Genomic DNA, 19,980 nt, shown 5'->3' with positions numbered 1-19,980 from the left:
TCGAAGATTGAGCAATATTCCCATGCGTTTAAACCCTGGACAACAACAAGCGGTCGAATTCGTAACTGGACCATGCCTGGTGCTGGCAGGGGCCGGTTCCGGTAAAACCCGCGTGATCACCAACAAAATCGCCCATCTGATCCGCGGCTGCGGCTATCAGGCACGCCATATCGCGGCGGTGACCTTTACTAACAAAGCGGCGCGCGAGATGAAAGAGCGTGTCGGGCAGACGTTAGGGCGTAAAGAGGCCCGCGGCCTGATGATCTCCACCTTCCATACCCTGGGGCTGGATATCATTAAGCGCGAATACGCGGCATTGGGCATGAAGTCAAACTTCTCCCTATTCGACGACACCGATCAGGTGGCGCTGCTGAAAGAGTTGACCGAAGGGCTGATCGAAGACGACAAAACGGTGCTGCAGCAGTTGATCTCTACGATCTCTAACTGGAAAAACGATCTGATGGGCCCTGCCCAGGCCGCTGCAAGCGCCAAAGGGGAGCGGGATCGGATCTTCGCCCACTGCTACAGCCTGTACAACGATCATCTCAAAGCCTGTAACGTGCTCGATTTCGATGACCTGATCCTGCTGCCGACGCTGCTGCTGCAGCGTAATGAAGAGGTGCGAGAGCGCTGGCAGAACAAGATCCGCTATCTGCTGGTGGATGAATACCAGGACACCAACACCAGCCAGTACGAGCTGGTGAAACTGCTGGTAGGGCAGCGGGCACGTTTTACCGTCGTGGGTGATGACGACCAGTCGATCTACTCCTGGCGCGGCGCCCGTCCGCAAAACCTGGTCCTGCTGAGCAAAGACTTCCCGGCGCTGCAGGTGATCAAGCTGGAGCAGAACTACCGCTCCTCCGGGCGTATACTGAAGGCGGCCAACATCCTGATCGCCAATAACCCGCACGTGTTTGAAAAGCGCCTCTTCTCCGAGCTGGGCTATGGCACCGAGCTCAAGGTGTTGAGCGCCAATAACGAAGATCACGAAGCCGAACGCGTGGCGGGGGAGCTGATTGCCCATCACTTCGTGAATAAGACCGACTACAAAGATTACGCCATTCTCTATCGCGGGAATCACCAGTCGCGCGTCTTTGAAAAGATGCTGATGCAGAACCGTATTCCGTACAAAATTTCCGGCGGCACCTCGTTCTTCTCGCGCCCGGAAATCAAGGATCTGCTCGCCTACCTGCGCGTGCTGACCAACCCGGATGATGACAGTGCTTTTCTGCGGATCGTGAATACGCCGAAGCGGGAGATTGGGCCGGCGACGCTGCAAAAACTGGGTGAGTGGGCAATGACCCGCAATAAGAGCCTGCTGACAGCCAGCTTCGATATGGGCCTGAGCCAGAGCTTAACCGGGCGTGGCTATGAATCGCTGACCCGCTTTACCCACTGGCTGCGCGAGATCCAGCTGCTGAGCGAGCGGGAGCCGATCGCGGCGGTGCGCGATCTGATCCGCGGCATCGACTATGAATCCTGGCTGTATGAAACCTCCGCCAGCCCGAAAGCGGCAGAGATGCGGATGAAGAACGTTAACCAGCTCTTTAGCTGGATGACCGAGATGCTGGAAGGTTCCGATATCGACGAGCCGATGACCCTGACCCAGGTCGTCACCCGCTTTACCCTGCGCGACATGATGGAGCGCGGAGAAAGCGAAGAAGAGGCGGATCAGGTGCAGCTCATGACCCTGCACGCCTCGAAAGGGCTGGAATTCCCCTATGTCTATCTGGTGGGCATGGAAGAGGGCATCCTGCCGCATCAGAGCAGCATCGATGAAGATAACGTCGATGAAGAGCGCCGCCTGGCCTATGTGGGCATCACGCGGGCACAGAAAGAACTGACCTTTACGCTCTGTAAAGAGCGCCGTCAGTACGGGGAGCTGGTGCGTCCGGAGCCGAGCCGCTTCCTGCTGGAATTACCGCAGGATGATGTGCTCTGGGAGCAGGAACGTAAAGTGATTACCGCCGAAGAACGGATGCATAAAGGGCAGGCCAGTATCGCCAATATTCGCGCGATGATGGAGAAGGCAAAAAACCGCTAGTTTGAGGGCCCGGTAGGCGTCGCGCCGCCGGGCGTTTAATCGGGTTATTGTGCTTCAAGTACCCAGTGCACATAACTCTGCCACTGACACTCCTGCACCAGCATTTCTGCTCCCAGCGGATGGCTATCCAGCCACTTTTCCGGCAAATTCAACGTCAGCTTTTCGCCGTCCGCCATCAACGTCATGGCGGGCAGCAAATCGTCGCGCCGACGGCTGGCAAAGAGGATCGCCAGACGCAGCAGGCGGCAGAGATGCTCCGCCACGCGCGGCGGCACCGCATTTTGCTGGTGGAGCGAAGAGAGATCGACGGGGTTGGTCTGGTTCAACAGCAGCGTGGCCAGCAGCTTTTTCTGCGCCGGGGTATAACCGGGCAGATCGAGATTGCGTACCAGGTAGGCGGCATGCAGCGGTGCCTGTTTAAAATCGACGCTCAGGCCGATCTCATGCAGCTGACAGGCACTCACCAGCAGCTCGCGGCTGACAGGCTCAAGATGCCACTCGCTTTCAACCTGATCGAGGAAACTGACCGCCAGGTTCGCGACCCGATGCGCCTGTTCGATATCCACCATAAACCGGCGCTGAATATTGCGCAGCGTATGGTTGCGAATGTCCTGATCGACGGCCAGATGCAGCATGCCGTAGACCAGCCCTTCCCGTAGCGCACCGCCCGCAAGGGTCATGCACTGAATATTCAGTTCGGTGAAAATGGCAATCAGGATCGCCAGCCCGCTTGGGAACACCAGGGCACGCTCAAGGGTCAGCCCTTCAATTTCGAGCTCTTCCAGACGACCACAGTGGATTGCGCGCTGCTTTAACTGCTGCAGTTTCGCCAGCGTAATACGCTCATCCATCCCCTGCGCCATCATGATTTCCTGCAGCGCCTGGACGGTGCCAGACGCGCCAACGCAGACCTTCCAGCCGTGATAACGCAGCTCATCCGCCACCGGACGCAGTACCTCGCGAGCGGCTTTTTCCGCGTCATCGAAGTTCTCTTGCGCCAGATTGCGATCGGTAAAGTAGCGTTCAAGCCAGGTGACACAGCCCATCGACAGGCTGTTCAGGGAGGTTGCCTGCGCACCGATACCGGTGACCAGCTCAGTGCTTGCACCGCCGATATCCACCACCAGACGACGTTCATCGCCGCCCGTGGTGTGCGCCACGCCCTGATAAATCAGACGGGCTTCTTCTTCACCGCTAATCACCTGTACCGGGCAGCCGAGGATCGCCTGCGCTGTAGCAATAAACTCCCCGGCATTCACCGCCAGACGCAGGGTTGCGGTGGCGACAACACGGATTTGCTGGGCGGGAATATCCTGCAGGCGTTCGGCAAAGAGACGCAGGCATTGCCAGCCGCGCTCCATGGCTTCAGGAGAGAGATGATTATCCGCACTCAGGCCCGCCGCGAGACGGACCTTGCGCTTAATACGCGTCAGCGTCTGTATACTTCCCGCCACCTCGCGTACAACCAGCATATGAAAACTATTCGAACCTAAATCAATAGCTGCATAGAGCGAGGTGGACCGGAGCATAGTTTTTAGCCTGAACGACGACGATTACGCGGGGCGCTGTTACGGCGCGGGCCATTGCCGGAACGGGCGCGGGTCAGGCGCTTCGCCGGCGGCAGTTCGCTTAACAGCGCTTCCGGGTTGTATTTACTCTGCGGAATTGAGTGGCCGATATAGGTCTCAATCGCCGGCAGGTTCAGCGCATACTCTTCGCAGGCAAGGCTGATGGAGTGACCGCTGGCGCCCGCACGACCGGTACGGCCGATACGGTGAACGTAATCTTCGCAATCGTCCGGCAGATCGTAGTTAAAGACATGGGTGACCGCCGGGATATGCAGACCACGTGCGGCCACGTCCGTTGCCACCAGAATATCCAGATCGCCACGAGTGAAATCCTCGAGAATGCGCAGTCGTTTTTTCTGCGCCACATCACCGGTCAACAGACCCACACGATGCCCATCCGCAGCCAGATGGCCCCAGATATCTTCACAGCGGTGTTTGGTGTTAGCGAATACGATGGCGCGATCCGGCCACTCTTCTTCAATCAGCGTTTGCAGTAAACGCATTTTTTCTTCGTTAGACGGGTAGAAGAGCTCTTCTTTAATACGGTGGCCGGTTTTCTGTTCCGGCTCCACTTCGACGTATTCAGCGTTGTTCATCTGTTCGAACGCCAGCTCACGGACGCGATAAGACAGCGTAGCTGAGAACAGCATGTTCAGGCGCTGGTTAGCGGCAGGCATACGACGGAACAGCCAGCGGATATCTTTAATAAAGCCCAGATCGTACATACGATCGGCTTCATCCAGCACCACAACCTGGATAGCGCCGAGGTTAATGTGGTTCTGTTTTGCATAATCGATCAGACGGCCAGTGGTGCCAATCAGGATATCGACGCCGCTTTCCAGCACTTTCAGCTGTTTGTCGTAACCGTCACCGCCGTAGGCCAGGCCGAGCTTCAGACCGGTGGCCTGTGCCAGCGGTTCTGCGTCAGCGTGGATCTGTACCGCCAGTTCTCGCGTCGGGGCCATGATCAGCGCGCGCGGCTGGTTAACTTTGCGGTCAGCAATTGCCGGGTGAGTCAGTAAATAATGAAACGTTGACGTCAAAAACGCCATCGTTTTGCCGGTACCGGTTTGCGCCTGCCCTGCAACATCGCGACCTGCCAGCGTTAGCGGGAGGGCGAGAGCCTGAATGGGCGTGCAGTTATGAAACCCTTTATTTTCAAGGGCTTCGATCACTTTTGGGTGCAGGGCGAAGTCGGAAAACTTCTGTTCTGTTAAATGTGTTTTGCTCATAGTGTGGTAGAATATCAGCTATCTATTGCTTTACGAAAGCGTATCCGGTGAAATAAAGTCAACCTTTAGTTGGTTAATGCTACATCAACAGGTCGTTGATGGAAGCGAGATCAACGCACCAGGCTTATTCCTGTGGAGTTATATATGAGCGATAAAATTATTCACCTGACTGACGACAGTTTTGACACGGACGTACTTAAAGCTGACGGGCTGATCCTCGTCGATTTCTGGGCTGAATGGTGTGGTCCTTGCAAAATGATCGCCCCGATTCTGGATGAGATCGCTGACGAATATCAGGGCAAACTGACCGTAGCGAAACTGAACATCGACCAGAACCCGGGCACCGCACCTAAGTATGGCATTCGTGGTATCCCAACCCTGCTGCTGTTCAAAAACGGTGAAGTTGCGGCGACCAAAGTGGGCGCGCTGTCCAAAGGTCAACTGAAAGAGTTCCTGGACGCCAACCTGGCGTAAGGTTCTCGGCTGTGCGTCCAGGGTTTCTAAATTGTTTGGATCTCTGGACGCCCGGCTAGAGTCGTGCTAAGTTAGCTATGACTTCGTTTTAAACATACCTTGTTGTTTGAATCTTGTTTTACCCGATACTTCCCGTTGTTGACATAAACAGTGCGTGAAGTGGATAGATTCCGGGCTTGTCACTCAATCCGTCTTGTCGTTTCAGTTCTGTGCTTTCCCTGTGACCAGACAGCGAACAGACATGAGTTGATGGCCGCTAACAGGCATGGATGACCCTGCCATACCATTCACAAATTAAGTTCGAGTATCACCCCGAGTTTAAGAACCCACACCATTATGAATCTTACCGAATTAAAGAATACGCCGGTTTCTGAGCTGATCACTCTCGGCGAAAATATGGGACTGGAAAACCAGGCTCGTATGCGCAAGCAGGACATCATTTTTGCCATCCTGAAGCAGCACGCAAAGAGTGGCGAAGATATCTTTGGCGACGGTGTGCTGGAGATATTGCAGGACGGATTTGGTTTCCTCCGCTCTGCAGACAGCTCCTACCTCGCCGGTCCTGATGATATCTACGTTTCCCCCAGCCAAATCCGCCGTTTCAACCTCCGCACTGGTGACACCATTTCAGGTAAGATTCGTCCTCCTAAAGAGGGTGAACGCTACTTTGCGCTGTTGAAAGTTAATGAAGTTAACTACGACAAACCAGAAAACTCGCGCAATAAGATCCTGTTTGAAAACTTAACGCCGCTGCACGCGAACTCTCGCCTGCGCATGGAGCGTGGTAACGGTTCTACCGAAGACTTAACCGCTCGCGTTCTGGATCTGGCGTCTCCGATTGGTCGTGGCCAGCGTGGTCTGATTGTGGCACCGCCGAAAGCCGGTAAAACCATGCTGCTGCAGAACATCGCCCAGAGCATCGCATACAACCACCCAGACTGCGTGCTGATGGTGCTGCTGATTGACGAACGTCCGGAAGAAGTGACCGAGATGCAGCGTCTGGTGAAAGGTGAGGTTGTAGCCTCTACCTTCGACGAACCGGCATCCCGTCACGTTCAGGTTGCGGAAATGGTTATCGAGAAGGCGAAGCGTCTGGTTGAGCATAAAAAAGACGTTATCATCCTCCTCGACTCCATCACCCGTCTGGCGCGTGCCTACAACACCGTGGTTCCGGCTTCCGGTAAAGTACTGACCGGTGGTGTGGATGCCAACGCCCTGCACCGTCCGAAGCGTTTCTTCGGTGCTGCGCGTAATGTGGAAGAGGGCGGAAGCCTGACTATCATCGCAACCGCGCTGATCGACACCGGTTCGAAGATGGATGAAGTTATTTACGAAGAGTTTAAAGGTACAGGCAACATGGAACTGCACCTCTCTCGTAAAATCGCTGAAAAGCGCGTCTTCCCGGCTATCGACTATAACCGTTCCGGTACCCGTAAAGAAGAGCTGCTCACCACTCAGGAAGAGCTGCAGAAAATGTGGATCCTGCGCAAAATTATCCATCCAATGGGTGAAATCGATGCGATGGAGTTCCTCATTAACAAACTGGCGATGACCAAAACTAACGACGATTTCTTCGATATGATGAAGCGCTCGTAAAGCAAATAAAGCGCCGAAACGCCACGTTTTTACGTGGCGTTTTTCTTTTGTGGCTTATACGCTGTAACTGTGCGCTGTCCAATTATCCTGCCGGAGACGAAAATGGGAATGTTCGTCAAAGCAGAAAAGTAATTGTCTGAAAAATAAACAAAGGGACTTGGGTGAGGCCTGCTTTTTCCTTCTGGAGCCGAGCCTTCAAGGTTATACTTCCGGGATTAACATTTGTTGAGAGTATCCATAGTGAATCTACTCACCGCGGTGACTGAGCTAATCAGTATTTTTCTTTTCACCACCTGCTTTTTATTTCTCGCCCGCAAGGCGGCGAAGAGAGTGGGTCTGGTGGATAAGCCCAATTATCGTAAACGCCATCAAGGCTTGATTCCGCTGGTTGGCGGAATCTCTGTTTATGCGGGCATTTGTTTCACCTTCAGTATTGCGGATTACTATATCCCGCATGCGGCGCTCTATCTGGCGTGTGCCGGCGTGCTGGTACTGGTGGGGGCGCTGGACGACAGGTTCGATATTAGCGTGAAATTCCGCGCTGCGGTTCAGGCGGCCATCGGCGTCATCATGATGGTGGTTGGGAAACTCTACCTCAGCAGCCTTGGCTATATTTTCGGCACCTGGGAGATGGTGCTGGGGCCGTTCGGCTACTTCCTGACGCTGTTTGCCGTGTGGGCGGCGATTAACGCCTTTAACATGGTGGACGGCATCGACGGCCTGCTGGGGGGGCTCTCCAGCGTTTCGTTCGCCGCAATCGGCATCATCCTGTGGTTCGACGGTCAGTACAGCCTGTCGATGTGGTGTTTTGCGATGATTGCCGCCATTCTGCCATATATCCTCCTTAACCTTGGCGTGCTGGGCCGTCGCTACAAAGTCTTTATGGGCGATGCCGGGAGTACGCTGATTGGTTTTACCGTTATCTGGATCCTGCTGGAAACCACTCAGGGGAATACCCACCCAATCAGTCCGGTGACGGCCCTGTGGATTATTGCCATTCCGCTGATGGATATGGTGGCGATTATGTATCGCCGTCTGCGCAAAGGGATGAGCCCGTTCTCGCCAGATCGTCAACATATTCACCATCTGATTATGCGCGCCGGCTTCACCTCGCGTCAGGCGTTTGTCTTAATCACCCTCGCCGCTGCGCTGCTGGCCGGCATTGGTGTCGCCGCAGAATATGCACATTTCATCCCTGAATGGGTAATGTTGGTATTGTTCTTGCTAGCATTTTTCCTGTACGGCTATTGTATTAAGCGGGCATGGAAAGTGGCGCGATTTATTAAACGCGTAAAACGCCGTATGCGTCGAAATGGCAATAACCCAACTTTAACCAAGTAAATCGGGACTGTAATGACTCAACCGTTGGCGGGAGCAAAATCAGTGGTAACTGAGAATGAGCTGGATGTTCGTGGCTTGTTCCGCGTGTTGTGGGCGGGCAAGTTTTGGATCGCAGGTATTGCGCTGGGCTTTGCACTTATCGCACTGGCGTATACCTTTTTTGCCCGACAGGAGTGGAGCGCGACGGCCATTACCGATCGTCCGACGGTGAACATGCTCGGGGGCTTCTACTCTCAGCAGCAGTTTCTGCGTAACCTGGATGTGAAAGCGAATCCAGCCTCCGCCGAGCAGCCCTCGGTAATGGACGAGTCCTACAAAGAGTTCATTATGCAGCTCGCCTCCTGGGATACGCGCCGTGATTTCTGGAACCAGACCGACTATTTCAAACAGCGGATGGTGGGCAACAGCAAGGCGGATGCCGCCCTGCTGGACGAACTGATCAACAATATTCAGTTCATGGCGGGCGACCCGCTGCGCAACATTAACGACAGCGTCAAACTGATCGCGGAAACCGCGCCGGATGCCAACAATCTGCTGCGTCAGTATGTCGCTTTCGCCAGCCAGCGAGCGGCAAGTCATCTGAATGATGAGCTGAAAGGGGCCTGGGCAGCGCGTACCGTGCAGATGAAAGCGCAGGTCAAACGTCAGGAAGAGGTGGCGAAAGCGATCTTTAATCGCCGGGTTCATAATATTGAGCAAGCGCTGAAGATTGCGGAGAAGAGCAATATCTCCCGCAGCGAAACCGACGTGCCGGCCGACGAACTGCCAGATTCTGAAATGTTCCTGCTGGGCCGCCCAATGCTGCAGGCGCGCCTGGAAAACCTGCAGGCCGTAGGCCCGGATGTTGACCTGGACTACGATCAAAACCGCGCCATGCTCACAACCCTCAACGTAGGTCCGACACTGGACCCACGTTTTCAGACCTATCGTTATTTGCGAACACCTGAAGAACCTGTAAAACGCGATAGTCCACGTCGCGCATTCCTGATGATTATGTGGGGGATTGTGGGTGCTTTAATTGGCGCAGGCGTGGCGTTAACCCGTCGTCGCAAAATTTAAGAACGCCATCTACGATGAAGGCTTATGGCCTTCATCGCTTAATCGAAGAGAATCGATGTGAAAGTACTAACCGTCTTTGGTACGAGGCCGGAAGCCATCAAGATGGCGCCTCTGGTTCATGCGCTAGCAAGCGACCCTTATTTTGAGGCGAAAGTTTGCGTTACCGCACAGCATCGGGAGATGCTGGATCAGGTCCTTAACCTCTTTTCTATTGTTCCCGATTACGACCTCAATATTATGAAACCGGGGCAAGGATTAACCGAAATTACCTGCCGTATTCTGGAAGGGTTAAAACCCATTCTGGAGTCGTTCAGGCCTGATGTCGTGCTGGTGCACGGTGATACCACTACCACCATCGCCACCAGCCTGGCGGCGTTCTATCAGCGTATTCCAGTGGGGCATGTCGAAGCGGGATTGCGTACTGGCGATCTTTACTCTCCCTGGCCTGAAGAGGCGAACCGTACCCTGACCGGGCATCTGGCGATGTATCACTTCGCACCGACGGAGAACTCCCGTCAGAACCTGTTGCGCGAGAACATAAAAGACCAGCATATCTTTGTCACCGGCAACACGGTGATCGACGCGCTGATCTGGGTGCGTGACCGGGTGCTGGCGAGTGACACCTTGCGTGGGGAGCTGGCCGAGCAGTATCCGTTCCTGGCTAATGGTAAAAAGATGATCCTGGTGACCGGACACCGTCGGGAAAGCTTTGGTCAGGGATTCGAGCAAATATGCCATGCGCTGGCGGAAATCGCTGCACTTAATGAAGATGTGCAGATCGTCTATCCGGTGCACCTGAATCCCAACGTCAGTGAACCGGTCAACCGCATCCTGGGGCACGTCAAAAACGTCATACTTATTGAGCCGCAGGACTATCTGCCTTTCGTCTGGCTGATGAACCACGCCTGGCTGATCCTGACCGACTCTGGCGGTATTCAGGAAGAGGCGCCTTCATTGGGCAAACCGGTGCTGGTAATGCGTGAGACCACCGAGCGCCCGGAAGCGGTCAAAGCCGGAACCGTGCGGCTGGTGGGCACCGATTCGCGACTGATCGTGGAAGAGGTGACGCGCCTGCTGCACGACGATAAAGAGTATCAGGCCATGAGCCGGGCCCATAATCCTTATGGTGATGGCCAGGCCTGTGACCGTATTTTGCATGCACTTAAACATAATCGGGTATCGCTATGAGTTTTACGACCATTTCTGTCATTGGGCTTGGCTACATTGGGCTGCCAACGGCGGCGGCATTTGCCTCCCGTCAAAAACAGGTCGTAGGTGTGGACATCAACCAGCATGCGGTTGCGACGATCAACAAGGGTGAAATTCACATTGTTGAACCGGATCTCGACAAGGTAGTGAAAACGGCCGTTGAGGGAGGGTACCTGAAGGCCAGCACCACGCCGGTAGTCGCCGATGCTTACCTGATTGCCGTGCCGACGCCGTTCAAAGGCGAGCATGAGCCGGATATGGCGTATGTCGAAGCGGCAGCAAAATCCATCGCGCCGGTGCTGAAAAAAGGCGCCCTGGTGATCCTGGAGTCGACCTCCCCGGTGGGTGCCACCGAGCAGATGGCACAGTGGCTGGCCGAGGCGCGCCCGGATCTCACCTTCCCGCAGCAGGCGGGCGAGCGTGCGGATATCAACGTCGCCTACTGTCCGGAGCGCGTGCTGCCGGGGCAGGTGATGGTCGAACTGATTAAAAACGATCGTGTTATTGGCGGGATGACGCCGGTCTGTTCCGCCCGCGCCAGCGAGCTCTATAACATCTTCCTGGAAGGCGAGTGCGTCGTCACCAACTCCCGTACCGCCGAGATGTGCAAGCTGACGGAAAACAGCTTCCGCGACGTCAATATCGCGTTTGCCAATGAGTTATCGCTGATTTGCGCCGATCAGGGGATCAACGTCTGGGAATTGATTCGTCTGGCGAACCGCCATCCGCGCGTCAATATCCTGCAACCCGGCCCGGGCGTAGGCGGTCACTGTATCGCGGTCGACCCGTGGTTTATCGTGGCGCAGAACCCGCAGCTGGCGCGTCTGATCCGTACGGCCCGCGAAGTGAACGACAGCAAACCGCACTGGGTGCTGAACCAGGTGAAGGCCATGGTGGCGGATTACCTGACGCAGAGCGGCAAGCGGGCAAATGAGGTGACTATCGCCTGTTTTGGTCTCGCCTTTAAGCCGAACATCGACGATCTGCGTGAAAGCCCGGCGATGGAAATTGCTGAGATGATTGCCGACTGGCACAGTGGCGAAACGCAGGTAGTGGAACCCAATATCCACGAGCTGCCGAAAAAGCTGGCCGGTCACTGCACCCTGACACGCGTTAATGATGCGCTGGCCACCGCCGATGTGCTGGTGCTGCTGGTGGATCACAGCGAGTTTAAAGCGATTTCGGGCGATGCCGTGCGTCAGGAATTTATCGTTGATACCAAAGGCGTATGGCGTTGAGTCAGCTGCGTGGTGCGTTACAGCCGCTGGACTGGGAAAGTCAGTTTTTTTCCCTGCCTACGGCCATTGTGCGCCTGTCTGATGACGCCCCGTTGCTGGCGGCCGACGATTTATCCGCCTGGCAACGCGTGCAGGCTAAAATTCCGGCCACCCGCACCGACTGGCTGGATGCACTCCAGCAGCAGGGCTTCAGGCTGGTTGAAGGCGAAGCCGATCTTGCGATCGAGGTGACGCAGCATGCCTGCCCAGGCGCTGAGATCGCTACCGAACAGGATATTCCGGCGCTGCGCCAGCTGGCCGCGCAGGCGTTTGCCCTGAGCCGCTTTCGCGCGCCCTGGTACGCCCCGGACGACAGCGGTCGCTTCTATGCCCAGTGGATCGAAAATGCGGTAAAAGGCACCTTCGATCACCTCTGCCTGATATTCCGTGCACCGGATGGCGCCATCCTGGGCTTTGTCTCCCTGCGTAAACTGAATGACACCGACGCGCGTATCGGCCTGCTGGCCGGGCGCGGCATGGGCGAGCGGTTGATGCAGGCGGCGCTGTGCTGGGCCGGACAACAGCAGCTTTCCATATTGCGGGTGGCGACCCAGATGGGCAACACCGCCGCGCTTAAACGTTATATTGCAAGCGGCGGCAACATCGAAACGACCGCTTACTGGCTATACAGGTGACAAGATGATCCCATTTAATGCGCCTCCCGTGGTGGGCACCGAACTTGATTACATGCAGTCTGCGATGGGCAGCGGCAAACTCTGTGGCGATGGCGGCTATACTCGCCGTTGCCAGCAGTGGATGGAACAGCGTTTTCAGAGCGCGAAGGTGCTGCTCACGCCGTCCTGCACCGCCTCGCTGGAGATGGCGGCGCTATTGCTGGATATCGGTCCTGGCGATGAAGTGATCATGCCGAGCTACACCTTTGTCTCGACCGCTAACGCCTTCGTGCTGCGTGGAGCGAAAATCATCTTCGTGGATATCCGTCGGGACACCATGAACATCGACGAGACGCTGATTGAAGCGGCGATCACCGACAAGACCCGCGCCATCGTGCCGGTACACTATGCCGGCGTGGCGTGCGAGATGGACACCATCATGGCGATCGCCAAAAAGCACAACCTGTATGTGGTGGAAGATGCCGCGCAGGGGGTGATGTCCACCTACAAAGGCCGCGCGTTGGGTACTATCGGTCATATTGGTTGCTTCAGCTTCCACGAAACCAAAAACTACACCGCAGGCGGTGAGGGCGGCGCGACCCTGATTAACGATCGCGCCCTGGTGGAGCGCGCAGAGATCATCCGTGAGAAAGGCACCAACCGCAGCCAGTTCTTCCGCGGACAGGTCGATAAGTACACCTGGCGCGATATCGGCTCCAGCTACCTGATGGCAGATCTGCAGGCGGCGTATCTGTGGGCCCAGCTGGAGGCGGCAGACCGCATCAACCAGCAGCGCCTGGCGCTGTGGCAGACCTATTACGATGCGCTGGCCCCGCTGGCGCGAAAAGGCCGTATTGAGCTGCCAACCATCCCGGCGGACTGCGTGCATAACGCGCATATGTTCTATATCAAGCTACGGGATAACGACGATCGCAGCGAGCTGATCGCATACCTGAAAGAGGCCGAGATCCTGGCGGTGTTCCACTATATTCCGCTGCACTCCAGCCCGGCAGGGGAAGCCTTTGGTCAATTCGTGGGTGACGATCGCTTCACCACCAAAGAAAGTGAGCGGTTACTCCGCTTACCGCTGTTCTACAACCTCGCTGCAGTCAACCAGCGCACGGTCATTAATACCCTTCTGAGTTATTTCGGCTGATATGTCTCTGGCGAAAGCATCGGTGTGGACCGCCGCGTCCACACTCGTCAAGATCGGCACGGGCCTGTTAGTCGTCAAACTGCTGGCCGTCTCATTTGGCCCGGCGGGCATTGGGCAGGCGGGGAACTTCCGTCAGCTGGTCACCGTGCTGGGCGTGCTGGCCGGGGCGGGTATCTTCAACGGCGTGACCAAGTACGTGGCGCAATATCATGATGATAAGGCGCAATTACGTACGGTGGTCGGGACCTCATCCGCGATGGTGCTGGGCTTTTCCACCCTGCTGGCGGTGATCTTTTTACTGGCAGCCGCGCCCATCAGCCAGGGGCTGTTTGGTCATACGGGCTATCAGGGTCTGGTGCGGCTGGTGGCGCTGGTGCAGATGGGTATCGCCTGGGCTAACCTGCTGCTGGCGCTGATGAAGGGCTTCCGCGATGCCGCCGGCAATGCGCTGGCGCTGATCGTAGGCAGCGTGATTGGGGTTGTCGCCTATTACGCCTGTTATCGTCTCGGCGGCTACGAAGGCGCGCTGCTGGGGCTGGCGCTGGTGCCAGCGCTGGTGGTGATCCCGGCGGCTATCATGCTGATGCGCAGAGGCACTGTCCCGCTGCACTATCTTAAGCCGCAATGGGACAAGATCCTCGCGGGACAGCTGGGCAAGTTTACCCTGATGGCGCTCATCACCTCCGTCACCCTGCCGGTGGCCTATGTGATGATGCGAAATCTGCTGGCGGCGCACTACAGCTGGGATGAGGTGGGGATCTGGCAGGGGGTCAGCAGTATCTCCGATGCCTACCTGCAGTTTATTACCGCCTCTTTTAGCGTCTACCTGCTGCCAACCCTGTCGCGTCTGACGGGGCGTCAGGAGATCACCCGCGAGATACTCCGTTCCCTGCGCTTCGTCTTACCTGCGGTGGCTATCGCCAGTTTTACCGTCTGGTTGCTGCGCGATGTCGCCATCTGGCTGCTGTTCTCCGCTAAATTTACCGCGATGCGCGATCTGTTCGCCTGGCAGCTGGTGGGTGATGTGCTGAAAGTAGGCGCTTACGTCTTTGGCTATCTGGTGATCGCCAAAGCCTCGCTGCGGCTCTACATTCTGGCGGAAATCAGCCAGTTCACCCTGCTGACGGCGTTTTCGCACTGGCTGATCCCCACGCACGGCGCGCTGGGAGCAGCCCAGGCCTATATGGCCACCTATATTGTCTATTTTGCTGCCTGTTGCGGCGTCTTTTTACTTTGGCATAAACGCGCATGACTGCACTGATTCACGTCCTGGGATCGGATATCCCACATCATAACCAGACCGTACTGCGGTTCTTTAACGATGAGCTGGCACCCGGCAGCGCCCTGGCGCGCGAATTTATGGTGGTGGGGAAGGATACCGGCCTGAGCGCCGCCTGCCCGGCACTGCAGCTGACTTTCTGGCCGGATAAAGCGTCGCTTGCCAATGCGGTGATCGCCAGAGCCAAAGCGGATCGCCAGCAGCGTTTCTTTTTCCACGGTCAGTTCAATACCGGCCTGTGGCTGGCGCTACTGAGTGGGGGCATCAAGCCCGCGCAGTTTAACTGGCATATCTGGGGGGCAGATCTGTATGAAGTCTCCCAGGGCTGGAAATTCCGTCTTTTCTATCCGCTGCGTCGCATGGCCCAAGGGCGGGTGGGCTGCATCTTTGCCACTCGCGGCGATCTGAACTATTTCGCCCAACGTCATCCGAGCGTCCGCGGCGAGCTGCTCTATTTTCCGACCCGCATGGATCCGTCCCTGAACGGGTTAGCCAGGGATGTGAAGCGCGAGGGGAAGCTGACGATTCTGGTGGGTAATTCCGGGGATCGCAGCAACGAACATATCGCGGCCCTGAAGGCGGTGCATCAGCAATTTGGCGATACGGTCAACGTGATCGTACCCATGGGCTATCCTGCTAATAACGCGGCGTACATCAATGAAGTTCGCCAGAGCGGGCTGGCGTTGTTCAGCCCGGAGAATCTGCAGATCCTCAGCGATAAGCTGGCCTTTGACGACTACCTGGCCCTGCTGCGCCAGTGCGATCTGGGTTACTTCATCTTCGCGCGCCAGCAGGGGATTGGCACACTGTGTCTGCTGATCCAGGCGGGCGTGCCCTGCGTGCTCAGTCGCGACAACCCGTTCTGGCAGGATATGGCGGAGCAGCACATTCCGGTGCTGTTCACCACGGATGACCTGAATGAAGAGGTGGTGCGCGAAGCGCAGCGACAGCTGACGCAGGTGGATAAAAACACCATCGATTTTTTCAGCCCGAACTACCTTACGCCGTGGCACAAGGCGCTGCGGATCGCCTCAGGGGAGAAAGCATGAGCCAGTTGCAATTTAGCGGCCTGTTGGTCATCTGGCTTCTGAGCGCGCTCTTTATCGCCACCCTGACCTGGTTCGAATTCCGGCGGGTGCGCTTTAACTTCAACGTCTTTTTCTCGCTGCTGTTTCTGCTGACCTTTTACTTTGGCTTCCCGCTGACCAGCGTGCTGGTGTTCCGCTTCGACGTGGCCGTCGTACCGCCGGAGATCCTGATGCAGGCCCTGCTGTCGGCCACCTGTTTCTATGGGGTCTACTACGTCGCCTACAAGACGCGGCTGAAGCCCGCCAGCTCTGGCGCTGAGCGACGACCGCTGTTTACCATGAACCGGGTCGAGACCCACCTGACCTGGGTGATGCTGATGGGGATCGCGCTAATTACCGTCGGCATCTTCTTCATGCACAACGGCTTTTTGCTGTTTAAGCTGCAGTCCTACAGCCAGATCTTCTCCAGCGAAGTCTCAGGGGTGGCGCTCAAGCGCTTCTTCTACTTCTTCATTCCGGCGATGCTGGTGGTCTATTTTCTGCGCCAGGATGCCCGGGCGTGGTTGTTTTTCCTGGTCAGCACCGTGGCGTTTGGCCTGCTGACCTACATGATTGTCGGCGGCACGCGCGCGAACATCATTATCGCCTTTGCCATCTTCCTGTTTATCGGCATCATTCGCGGCTGGATCTCGCTGTGGATGCTGGCTGCCGCAGGGGTAATGGGGATTGTCGGGATGTTCTGGCTGGCGCTGAAACGCTATGGCATGGACGTCAGCGGCGATGAGGCGTTTTACACCTTCCTGTACCTCACCCGCGATACCTTCTCGCCGTGGGAGAACCTGGCCCTGCTGCTGCAGAGCTACGACAAAATCGACTTTCAGGGGCTGGCGCCCATCGTGCGCGATTTTTATGTCTTTATCCCCACATGGCTGTGGCCGGACAGGCCAGGGGTGGTTCTGAACACCGCCAACTACTTTACCTGGGAAGTGCTTAACAACCACTCCGGTCTGGCGATCTCACCGACGCTGATCGGCTCGCTGGTGGTGATGGGCGGCGGCTGGTTTATCCTGCCGGGGGCGATCGCCGTAGGGCTGATTATCAAATGGTTCGACTGGCTCTATACGCTGGGCAATCAGGATACCAATCGCTACAAGGCAGCGATTTTGCATAGTTTCTGTTTCGGTGCCATTTTCAATATGATCGTGCTGGCGCGAGAGGGGCTGGACTCGTTCGTCTCCCGCGTGGTCTTTTTCATGGTGGTTTTTGGCGCCTGTCTGCTGATGGCGAAGCTGCTGTACTGGCTGTTCGACAGCGCCGGGTTAGTACATAAGCGCGAGCCGGCAAGCGGCAGGGCGCTTTCGCGAGTCTGAGTAAGGATAATAATGACTGACAATACCTCTGCGCCGCTGTATGACCTGCGGGGCCTGAAGCTGATTGGCTGGCGTGATATGCAACATGCGCTGGACTATCTCTGCGCCAGTGACGGAATGAGAACCGGCACGCTGGTGGCCATTAACGCAGAAAAAATGCTTACCATTGAGGATAACGCCCAGGTACGCGATCTCATTGAGGCGGCAGAATTTAAATACGCTGACGGCATCAGCGTGGTGCGCTCCTTGCGTAAGAAATACCCGGATGCAGACATCTCCCGCGTGGCGGGGGCTGACCTCTGGGAAGCGCTGATGGCCCGGGCGGGCGCAGACGGCACGCCGGTGTTTCTCATTGGCGGCAAACCGGAGATTCTGGCGCAAACCGAGCAGAAGCTGCGTGACCAGTGGCAGGTGAATATCGTCGGTAGTCAGGACGGTTACTTCAGTGCCGATCAGCAGCAGGCGCTGTTTGCCCGCATTCGTGACAGCGGGGCGAAGATTGTCACCGTGGCGATGGGTTCCCCGCGTCAGGAGATCCTGATGCGCGACTGCCGTCAGGTCTACCCGGACGCGCTCTATATGGGCGCTGGCGGCACCTACGATGTCTTCACCGGCTGCGTAAAGCGTGCGCCAAAAGCCTGGCAGAATCTGGGGCTGGAGTGGCTGTACCGCCTGCTATCACAGCCCAGCCGCATCACCCGCCAGCTGCGTCTGCTGCGTTATCTCGGCTGGCACTACTCCGGTCGGCTTTGATCTGTGATTTGCAGCGCGATCTGCTGTTCGCGCTGCAACCTGCCTGCAAATCTGCTGCTTTTCTGTGCAATACATTCATTTTTTTAACGCATCATTTGCCATTTCACAAAATTTAAGAAACCATTCCTCCCCGCACTACCGTACCAGGCTGTTTTTGCATCAACTGTTAACATAAACGGTCCATATCGCACAGCCCGTGATAGCACATCCGTACCTATAACAATAACCGGCCGAGGCCGGGAGAGTCGCAAGCACAACCGAGGATTTATGGCAGAGAAAAAACCGGAGCTTCAGCGTGGGCTGGAAGCTCGTCATATTGAACTTATCGCCCTGGGCGGGACGATTGGCGTGGGGCTGTTTATGGGCTCCGCCAGCACCCTGAAATGGGCGGGGCCGTCGGTCCTGCTGGCGTATATCATCGCCGGGCTGTTCGTCTTCTTTATCATGCGCTCGATGGGCGAAATGCTGTTCCTCGAACCGGTTGCCGGTTCGTTCGCCGTCTACGCTCACCGCTACATGAGCCCGTTTTTCGGCTATTTAACGGCCTGGTCGTACTGGTTTATGTGGATGGCGGTCGGGATATCGGAGATTACCGCCATCGGGGTCTACGTGCAGTTCTGGTTCCCGGAGATGGCGCAGTGGATACCCGCACTGATCGCCGTGGGGCTGGTGGCGCTGGCTAACCTCGCAGCCGTGCGCCTGTACGGTGAGATCGAGTTCTGGTTTGCGATGATCAAAGTCACCACCATCATCGTGATGATCGTCATCGGGGTGGGGGTGATCTTCTTCGGCTTTGGTAATGGCGGGCAGGCGATTGGCTTTGGCAACCTGACCGAGCACGGCGGGTTCTTTGCCGGAGGCTGGAAAGGTTTCCTGACCGCGCTCTGTATCGTAGTGGCCTCCTACCAGGGCGTTGAGCTGATCGGTATCACCGCCGGTGAAGCCAAAAATCCGCAGGTGACCCTGCGCAGCGCGGTAGGCAAAGTGCTGTGGCGCATTCTGATCTTCTACGTGGGCGCGATTTTTGTCATCGTCACCATCTTCCCGTGGAATGAGATTGGCACCACCGGCAGCCCGTTCGTGCTGACCTTCGCCAAAATCGGTATTACCGCGGCGGCAGGCATTATCAACTTTGTGGTGCTGACGGCGGCGCTCTCTGGCTGTAACAGCGGCATGTACAGCTGCGGGCGTATGCTTTATGCCCTGGCGAAAAACCGCCAGCTTCCGGCGGCGGTGGGCAAGGTTTCCCGCGCAGGGGTGCCGGTGGCGGGTGTAGCTATCTCGATTGCCATCCTGCTGGTGGGGTCGTGCCTGAACTACATCATCCCGAACCCGCAGCGTGTCTTCGTCTACGTGTACAGCGCCAGCGTACTGCCGGGAATGGTGCCGTGGTTTGTGATCCTGATTAGCCAGCTGCGTTTCCGTCAGGCGCATAAAAAAGCGATTGCCAGCCATCCGTTCCGCTCCATTCTGTTCCCGTGGACGAACTATCTGACCATGGCGTTCCTGATCTGTGTGCTCATCGGCATGTACTTCAATGAAGATACCCGCATGTCACTGTATGTCGGGATGATATTTATCGCTGCCGTGAGCCTGGGATATAAGCTTTTTGGCCTGGGACGGCACGTCGAAAAGGCAAAAACGCAGTAATATGCGGCAAAGTGCGCAAACTGTAAGCAAACGCGCATTTATTTTAAAAAAGCACTAGACAGCAGAGCGAGACCTCCGTAATATCCAGCCCCGCAACGGCGCTAAGCGCCCGTAGCTCAGCTGGATAGAGCGCTGCCCTCCGGAGGCAGAGGTCTCAGGTTCGAATCCTGTCGGGCGCACCATTTACCCGGTGCTGGAGCTGCGGTGGTCTGTTAAGTAGGCAGAACCGCGTGGAAGTAAAGTATTAAGTAGTGGTGGCTATAGCTCAGTTGGTAGAGCCCTGGATTGTGATTCCAGTTGTCGTGGGTTCGAATCCCATTAGCCACCCCA

16 protein-coding genes and 2 tRNA genes are annotated in these 19,980 nt (G+C 56.5%); 16 read left to right on the top strand and 2 right to left on the bottom strand.

Features of this window, described 5'->3' with window-relative positions:
* Positions 1-22 precede the first annotated feature (22 nt).
* Positions 23-2,044 carry a DNA helicase Rep gene (rep, locus tag ES815_RS09115; RefSeq protein ID WP_142487536.1) on the top strand — a complete coding sequence of 674 codons (2,022 nt, stop codon included), beginning with the start codon at positions 23-25 and terminating at the stop codon, positions 2,042-2,044.
* A 44-nt stretch (positions 2,045-2,088) separates the two neighbouring features.
* On the opposite strand, the gene gppA is transcribed toward rep, so the two are convergent.
* Together gppA and rhlB are read right to left on the bottom strand one after the other, a co-directional pair.
* Positions 2,089-3,573, bottom strand: coding sequence for a guanosine-5'-triphosphate,3'-diphosphate diphosphatase (gene gppA, locus ES815_RS09110; RefSeq protein ID WP_142487535.1), 1,485 nt, complete (start codon positions 3,571-3,573; stop codon positions 2,089-2,091).
* A 5-nt stretch (positions 3,574-3,578) separates the two neighbouring features.
* On the bottom strand, positions 3,579-4,844 hold the full coding sequence (gene rhlB, locus ES815_RS09105) for an ATP-dependent RNA helicase RhlB (protein ID WP_142487534.1): 1,266 nt from the start codon (positions 4,842-4,844) through the stop codon (positions 3,579-3,581).
* A 144-nt stretch (positions 4,845-4,988) separates the two neighbouring features.
* Between rhlB and trxA the strand changes: the two genes are divergently transcribed.
* From trxA to ES815_RS09030, 15 genes are all read left to right on the top strand, one after another.
* Positions 4,989-5,318 (top strand): thioredoxin TrxA, encoded by a 330-nt coding sequence (gene trxA / locus ES815_RS09100; RefSeq protein ID WP_006179218.1) that lies wholly within the window; start codon positions 4,989-4,991, stop codon positions 5,316-5,318.
* Between the two features lie 336 nt (positions 5,319-5,654).
* Complete coding sequence (gene rho, locus ES815_RS09095; protein WP_001054528.1) at positions 5,655-6,914, top strand: transcription termination factor Rho; 1,260 nt, start codon at positions 5,655-5,657, stop codon at positions 6,912-6,914.
* Between the two features lie 240 nt (positions 6,915-7,154).
* Positions 7,155-8,255, top strand: a complete 1,101-nt coding sequence (gene wecA / locus ES815_RS09090) for a UDP-N-acetylglucosamine--undecaprenyl-phosphate N-acetylglucosaminephosphotransferase (protein ID WP_142487533.1) — start codon at positions 7,155-7,157, stop codon at positions 8,253-8,255.
* Positions 8,256-8,267: 12 nt separating this feature from the next.
* The gene (wzzE, locus tag ES815_RS09085) at positions 8,268-9,314 is read left to right on the top strand and encodes an ECA polysaccharide chain length modulation protein (RefSeq protein WP_142487532.1); all 1,047 of its coding nucleotides are present in this window, start codon (positions 8,268-8,270) and stop codon (positions 9,312-9,314) included.
* A 57-nt stretch (positions 9,315-9,371) separates the two neighbouring features.
* Complete coding sequence (wecB, locus tag ES815_RS09080; protein WP_142487531.1) at positions 9,372-10,502, top strand: non-hydrolyzing UDP-N-acetylglucosamine 2-epimerase; 1,131 nt, start codon at positions 9,372-9,374, stop codon at positions 10,500-10,502.
* On the top strand, positions 10,499-11,761 hold the full coding sequence (gene wecC / locus ES815_RS09075; RefSeq protein ID WP_142487530.1) for a UDP-N-acetyl-D-mannosamine dehydrogenase: 1,263 nt from the start codon (positions 10,499-10,501) through the stop codon (positions 11,759-11,761). Before wecB ends, wecC begins: the two co-directional genes overlap by 4 nt.
* Positions 11,758-12,435 carry a dTDP-4-amino-4,6-dideoxy-D-galactose acyltransferase gene (gene rffC / locus ES815_RS09070; RefSeq protein WP_142487529.1) on the top strand — a complete coding sequence of 226 codons (678 nt, stop codon included), beginning with the start codon at positions 11,758-11,760 and terminating at the stop codon, positions 12,433-12,435. Before wecC ends, rffC begins: the two co-directional genes overlap by 4 nt.
* 4 nt (positions 12,436-12,439) lie before the next feature.
* Positions 12,440-13,570: a dTDP-4-amino-4,6-dideoxygalactose transaminase gene (rffA, locus tag ES815_RS09065; RefSeq protein WP_142487528.1), complete on the top strand. Its 1,131-nt coding sequence runs from the start codon at positions 12,440-12,442 to the stop codon at positions 13,568-13,570.
* Between the two features lies 1 nt (position 13,571).
* The gene (wzxE, locus tag ES815_RS09060; protein ID WP_142487527.1) at positions 13,572-14,822 is read left to right on the top strand and encodes a lipid III flippase WzxE; all 1,251 of its coding nucleotides are present in this window, start codon (positions 13,572-13,574) and stop codon (positions 14,820-14,822) included.
* Positions 14,819-15,898, top strand: coding sequence for a TDP-N-acetylfucosamine:lipid II N-acetylfucosaminyltransferase (locus ES815_RS09055; protein WP_142487526.1), 1,080 nt, complete (start codon positions 14,819-14,821; stop codon positions 15,896-15,898). Before wzxE ends, ES815_RS09055 begins: the two co-directional genes overlap by 4 nt.
* Positions 15,895-17,247 (top strand): ECA oligosaccharide polymerase, encoded by a 1,353-nt coding sequence (gene wzyE, locus ES815_RS09050; RefSeq protein ID WP_142487525.1) that lies wholly within the window; start codon positions 15,895-15,897, stop codon positions 17,245-17,247. Before ES815_RS09055 ends, wzyE begins: the two co-directional genes overlap by 4 nt.
* Before the next feature lie 12 nt (positions 17,248-17,259).
* A complete protein-coding gene (wecG, locus tag ES815_RS09045) occupies positions 17,260-18,000 on the top strand; it encodes a lipopolysaccharide N-acetylmannosaminouronosyltransferase (RefSeq protein ID WP_142487524.1) in 741 nt (246 codons plus the stop codon).
* Positions 18,001-18,267: 267 nt separating this feature from the next.
* A complete protein-coding gene (gene thrP / locus ES815_RS09040; protein ID WP_142487523.1) occupies positions 18,268-19,650 on the top strand; it encodes a bifunctional threonine/serine APC transporter ThrP in 1,383 nt (460 codons plus the stop codon).
* Between the two features lie 105 nt (positions 19,651-19,755).
* Positions 19,756-19,832 (top strand) — tRNA-Arg (locus ES815_RS09035).
* A 72-nt stretch (positions 19,833-19,904) separates the two neighbouring features.
* Positions 19,905-19,980: transfer RNA gene (locus ES815_RS09030), tRNA-His, on the top strand.

Origin of the sequence: Leclercia adecarboxylata (assembly GCF_006874705.1) — a bacterium.
In the GTDB taxonomy this organism is placed as follows: Bacteria; Pseudomonadota; Gammaproteobacteria; order Enterobacterales; family Enterobacteriaceae; genus Enterobacter; species Enterobacter adecarboxylatus_C.
The sequence above is the reverse complement of the archived record's forward strand: the minus strand, read 5'-3'. Positions and strand labels throughout refer to the sequence as shown.